General features: G+C 54.6%; 4 protein-coding genes. All 4 read right to left on the bottom strand.

Annotated features, from left to right (window positions below; all coding sequences use genetic code 11):
- A partial coding sequence (locus KK925_RS09130; RefSeq protein WP_214096459.1) for a Wzz/FepE/Etk N-terminal domain-containing protein occupies positions 1–586 on the bottom strand: 586 nt, incomplete at its 3' end.
- Positions 587–661: 75 nt separating this feature from the next.
- Complete coding sequence (locus KK925_RS09135; RefSeq protein ID WP_174583542.1) at positions 662–1,381, bottom strand: polysaccharide biosynthesis/export family protein; 720 nt, start codon at positions 1,379–1,381, stop codon at positions 662–664.
- An 82-nt stretch (positions 1,382–1,463) separates the two neighbouring features.
- On the bottom strand, positions 1,464–2,405 hold the full coding sequence (locus tag KK925_RS09140; RefSeq protein ID WP_174583543.1) for a hypothetical protein: 942 nt from the start codon (positions 2,403–2,405) through the stop codon (positions 1,464–1,466).
- Positions 2,406–2,564: 159 nt separating this feature from the next.
- Positions 2,565–4,040: a sugar transferase gene (locus KK925_RS09145; RefSeq protein WP_174583544.1), complete on the bottom strand. Its 1,476-nt coding sequence runs from the start codon at positions 4,038–4,040 to the stop codon at positions 2,565–2,567.
- Positions 4,041–5,627: the final 1,587 nt, after the last annotated feature.

Below are 5,627 nucleotides of genomic sequence, written 5' to 3' on the forward strand. Positions count from 1 at the left end.
GGATGGCTTCCTCACCGACAGCATTGGCAAGAAGACTTGCGCTTTTGGGGTTCCCCGCCTCCGCGACCACTTCAATAAGCCGTGTACCAGGACGTAAAATCACATGAACTTTTCGACTCAAGTATTCCACAACAGGTTCCGGCCCCCCTCTTTTTTGAGCTTTGCGGAGCTCTTCCGCGAGCACCGGATCCGACCAGACGTCTTTTCGTTTCGCGACGTTTCGGAAGACGCTCCTCCCGGTTAGCGTTTCCTGCACCGTTTTCACGGCCTCAACGGTTCGGAGATCCTCCTGCACCACGTCTTCGACATTAGCCACTCTCCGAGGGCTGGCTTCCACAACCAGGAGAGCACGGGCCAAATACACACGCGGAGCTGTGATCAAATGAATACTCGCTGCCAAAAGAGCAAGAATAAGGCAGATCCCCAGGATCCAAGCACCCTCCCGCACCACAATCAGTGCCAATCTTAGAAACTTCCTCGCTTCCACATCCCAACCACCCCCGTCATCGAGCGGCGGACCTTGAGCAACGGGCCTCGTTTCTTCCGCTGGGGTGTAACCTTCCTCTACGCGTGGGTTGGTTCGCATCATTTTACGCTCCGAAAGGGCAAAGACTTGCCCTACGACTGCCCGCGAATTCCAAAAAGACTGTAAGACTGCCTTTTAAAAAAGGCTCTCCGGCACCGTAATGATATCGTCCGGCAGCACTGTAAAAGGCTCGACTTCCCGATGGGCCATCGCTTTGGCGTTTACGCGGTAGACCTTTTCTTTGCCACCCTCTTTGCGCTTGACGGTAATCCTTCCGGGATCGGCCAGCCGGGTGTATCCACCCGCCATGGCAATGGCTTCCAGAAGATTCAGAGGCCTTTCCAGCGGGAGAGCATAAGCCCCTGGTTTTTGCACCTGGCCTAGGATCGTGATTTTTTGCTCGGATTCCAGGACCGAGACGACTACCTGCGGATTGACGAGGTAATCTTTCCCCAAAAGCTCTTTGAGGATCGCTGCAACTTGATGGGTGGTTTTCCCTGCTACCAGGACCCGGCCCAGTAAGGGAAAGTGAATTGTCCCATCCTCGCTCACCCGGGCCTCTGTATCCAAATCGTCCTCCTGAAACACATGAATCCGCAGTAGGTCACCCGGCCGCACTGCGTATCCTGGCAAGCTGCCTGTTTGTTTCCCAGCCACCACCGGCTCTCGACTGGACAGGTGCAGGGGGCTCTTCCCCTTTGTTTCTTTACCGAGCACTTCCATTGGACCCAATGCGGCACCAAGGAGAGTCAGGCTCCCCACTATCAGATGGATTAACCCTGTAAAGTGGATCTGCCTGCTCCCAGGCACCCATTTTGGAACAAACGTCCAGCCATTGCGAAATGGAACGTCCATGCTTCTGGGCTCCACGAAAAGGGGGGCCGTCCTCGGTCGCGCCCCTTTGCCAACAAACGGCGTGCAAAGGCACACGCCAACTTTAGTGAGGGCTAATTTCCTGAATGAGTTCTAGAATCATTCGAGCCTGCGCGCTATTCGGCGGGAAAATTGCCAGAAGCCTTTCTAAATGTTCGATCAAACGAGCAGCGATGACCGGTGGGAGAGGTATCAACGGATCGGGCGGATCGCCAGCCTGCTCCAGGACAGAAGCCGTTTGGTTCCACTGACTCACGAGAGGTAGATTCGTCTGAGGGCCGCTTGTTACCATATCAAAGGCTCCCTGAAGCATTATCCAACCCTGAAGCCCAGTCACTGCTGGTTGTAATTGGCTGAGGGCGACGAGCTGGACCCCGTGAAGCTTTGTCTTCGGTACACTCCCGACTCGAACCCCTTGGTCTGCCTCTCCAAAGAAAAGCCATTGGCCTGCTCCAAGCGACCATTCCCGTTGGGTTCCAGCCCGATTCGGATCGTGCCACACCGCATGACCGCGCCCCAGAACAACTGCCACCCTACCTTCGCGTCTTGTGAGACTATAAAGGCCAGTTTCTGCATAGACACGTCGTCCGGTAACATTGACGGCTAAGAAGCACGTTCTTCCCTCTAGCTTGTGCAAGCTGGTAAAGATTTCGCCCCTACGAAGTTCCACATTGGCCGCATCATACTTTCCTTGCCCAACCTGTTCGGAAGCCAATCCTTGGATCGAAAGCTCCGAGTTTGGACGGACCAAAACGAAGCACTTTGGGAAAAATTCCAAAAGCGCTGCGCCATCAGAACCAGTTCGAATAAGAAGACCGTTCCCTACCTCGTCCCCAACCTGGAGCGTTTGGGTCCCGGTTCCCCCTATCCTTTCGGCCCTTCCTTCTCGCCAGAGAACTTTCCCTTTGACCGGAAGGGCTATGGCCATGGTGACCATTCCCAGAAGGGTTCCTGCCCCCACGAGCATTTTTTTGGCTTTTGTCATTCGGAGGATATGTCTTTTCATGATCCGTTCATACTCCTCGAGTTGTCGATTGTATGGTTTTCCACCTCCCCCTCCCGAGGAAGAGGCCTTTCCCGGAAGTGTGCAACCCTGTGCAACGACCTCCAGAAAGTCGCATTGACACGCAAAGGACCGGTAGTAACTGCTCCTGCCAGTCTAAGGCTACCGGCCTGTCCCTTTGAGCACGGCCGGTAAGGTTCGGCAAAGGATCCAAAGATCAAGTAAAAGACTCCACCGCTCGATATACTGGCGATCGAGCTCGGCTGCGCGGGTAAAGGAAGGATCCGTTCGAGCCTCTACGGCCCACAGGCTGGTGAGTCCAGGTTTTACATCCAGCCGCCTTAAATACTCCCAAGAGAACTCTTCGTACCGAGTGACTTCATCGACCGTGGGAGGCCGAGGACCCACCAAGCTCATTTCCCCTCTTAGGACATTCCAAAGCTGGGGAAGCTCGTCTAAGCTATATTTCCTCAAAAGCTTCCCGACGCGCGTAACACGCGGATCACTGGCCATTTTAAACATGGGTCCGATTCGCTCGTTTTTTTCTAAAAGCTTCTCCTTCCATAAATCGGCTCCGGGCACCATGGTACGAAATTTGTAACAGAAGAAGGTCCTCCCTTTCTTCCCCACCCGTACCGAACGGTAGAAGACCGGCCCTCCATCCTCGAGCTTGATGGCCAAGGCAATCGCAACTCCAACCGGAGCCAAAAGCACCAAACCCATTGCCCCTCCAACAATGTCTAACATTCTTTTGATCCACAGCCCCAGCCGCGGAATGGGTTCGTCCCACAGTGGGACCAGAGGTACCCCTCCGATGAACTCTAATAGATCCCAGGACGGTTCGATTCCTTCCCAGCGCCACGGGACGACCATCCGGACAGTAACGCGTCGGCGACGAGCTTCCCAAAGCAGGTCTCGCAGGCTTTCCTCCTCAACCGGTCGTGCAATTACCATTTCGTCGATAAAGTGCCGTTGAAGAATCAAAGAAAGCTCGGAAATCTCTCCGAGCACGGGCAATTCGGAGAAAACGCTTTGAGGTTTCTCTTCTACAAATCCCTCGACGGTCACGCCCTGGGAGGAACATTGCCTTAGCCTTTGAGCTAACGCTACGGATTCAGGCGTGATTCCCACGAAAAGGAGTCGCTTTTCCTCCCGGCCAATTCGGACATTACCTTCTTGAAACCGCCGAAGAGCCCAACGCCAACCCAAAAGAGCAAGGACACTTCCTAGTCCTGTGGCTAGAACGAAGAACCGAGAAACGGAAAGCTTTCCAAGATACGAAATCACCATGACCAGAATGGTGGCCTCCGCCAGAGCCCGAATGATGTTGCGGCTCTCTTCACCCGGTTCTCGCAATAGGCGCGCCCCGTACACTCTACGATTGGCTAGAAGAAGAAGAGAAAAGGCCGTGTACGTAACCGCCATCGCCGCGTGTCGCTTGCCGAAAAGCCCAAGCGAATGCCCTTCGAAAAGCTGGAGTCGCAGTGTAAAAGCCACCACGGCGGCCAGCAAAAGGAGAAGGAAATCCATCCCCAGGGAAAGCTTATCGAACGCATATCTTTTGGTCGGTCCTCGGTGCCGGCACACCTCATCAACCAGCCCCTTGACCACTCCCCACCTATCCTTGTAGCGTGTCATAAGAGAACAATTGAGCTGCGACTCCCTGCGACAGGGAAACCCGGAGGCTCATCACCTTGGAGGGACGTTGATTCCCCTATCGATCAAAAGGATTTCCCAAGCTAAGAGGCCTATCCGAGGATCGCAGCGGGAGCTCCAATCCCTGTATCGGTGGTACGAGCTAATACGAGCGAAAACCCCAGCCACGAATCCCACCATTCCTGACTCGCCCAATTCACTGCGTTTACAGGCGCGTTGTCTTCGCTTAGGCGACGGTTAGGTGATGCGGCCGAAGATAGGCGGTTTTTGACTTCCAGCACCTTTCGCGGAAAGGCGCAAAAGGGAATTTCCGACCGGAGGGAACTCTTTAGCTAAGGAGCAAGGGAACTTTTTTCTCACCCGGTGAGCGGTAAAGAAGAATAAGCTACCGCCCGAGGGAGCCAGTGCTCCCTCCTTTTCGAGGGATCTTTCGCCTACTTCTCTCCCCGACAAGACTGTAACATACGTATGCTCTAGTTTGTTTCGGATGGCAATACGTTTTTTTAGGCCTTGTCGGAAACACGTGGAGTGACCGGAGCGCAAACAAGGAAAGTCGCTGCTTGGGATCGAAGGCTGCAGATCCAAGGAAACGGGGAGCTTGCACAGCTTTTGTGAAAGCCCGGAGGATCGAGTGAGAAAACCTGGGGAGGGGATGCTGCGAGCAACGGCGAAGCCGATCGGTTGGTTAGATGCGATAAACTTTTTAGGATGAGGTCCTCCGACACTCCATTTCGGGCAAGCTCGGAACCAAACGCTGGGATACGACGGGCTTTCGAGCCAAGCGAAGCCAACGAGTCCGCGAAAGATCCGGATCGCCGGCGACGCAAAAGGTCGTTCCAGCCTCTCCCGAGCGGTGTACGCATGGAACGGATGAGTTTTGGACAAGGTTCACAACCAGGAAGGGATTTGAGCTTGAGGGATTCCTGCGAAACGTCTGCACACAAGATGCTAAAAATCCTTCTAAAACGTACGAGGAGCGGGTACATCACCGCCTGCAAGAGCCAATGCCGAGCTTTGGGGGGATCCATTGGCGCGTGGATGAAGGCACGTATGGTTGGATTCCGATATATTGAGATGCTAGCCCGGCCGGATCGATTTGCGGAACCACCTGAGGCCGGCCAAGCCTACGATCCATCTTTTGGGCCAAAACAAAGGGACCCAACCGATTCTTTGCGGCTCACGGACTCTGGTGGGGAACCCTTTTTTGAACCTCTACACCAATCGATCCACTTTTTCACGCGCCCGCGGAAAAATGGCACAAACCCACTGGCACAAGCCGGTTAGGGGCCAGCCCCGCTAAGTTATGGAGTCCATTCCTAGCGACTGTCCTCAGAGTCGAGAACGTATGAGCGCTGGTGTTCGCCACGTCCCACAGGGCACCTGGCAGCGAGAGATCCCGTCCACAGGCATCAAAACCCTACAAAACGCGAACCGATGCCTCTAGTAAAACTCTCTTCCCTCTATAACCGTACCGTTCCTAAAACCATCGACAACCATTCGCCTACCAGGGTAGATCATCCGGGACGCCGGCCAAACAACAGTGCTGCCCGCGATTCGCGTCCCGGGGTT

This window comes from Candidatus Methylacidithermus pantelleriae (assembly GCF_905250085.1).
GTDB lineage: Bacteria > Verrucomicrobiota > Verrucomicrobiia > Methylacidiphilales > Methylacidiphilaceae > Methylacidithermus > Methylacidithermus pantelleriae.

What these genes read in the sequence shown, in the direction of transcription:
- KK925_RS09135 (WP_174583542.1), bottom strand. Translation starts at nt 1,381, where the DNA reads ATGGACGTTCCATTTCGCAATGGCTGGACGTTTGTTCCAAAATGGGTG.
- KK925_RS09140 (WP_174583543.1), bottom strand. Translation starts at nt 2,405, where the DNA reads ATGAAAAGACATATCCTCCGAATGACAAAAGCCAAAAAAATGCTCGTG.
- KK925_RS09145 (WP_174583544.1), bottom strand. Translation starts at nt 4,040, where the DNA reads ATGACACGCTACAAGGATAGGTGGGGAGTGGTCAAGGGGCTGGTTGAT.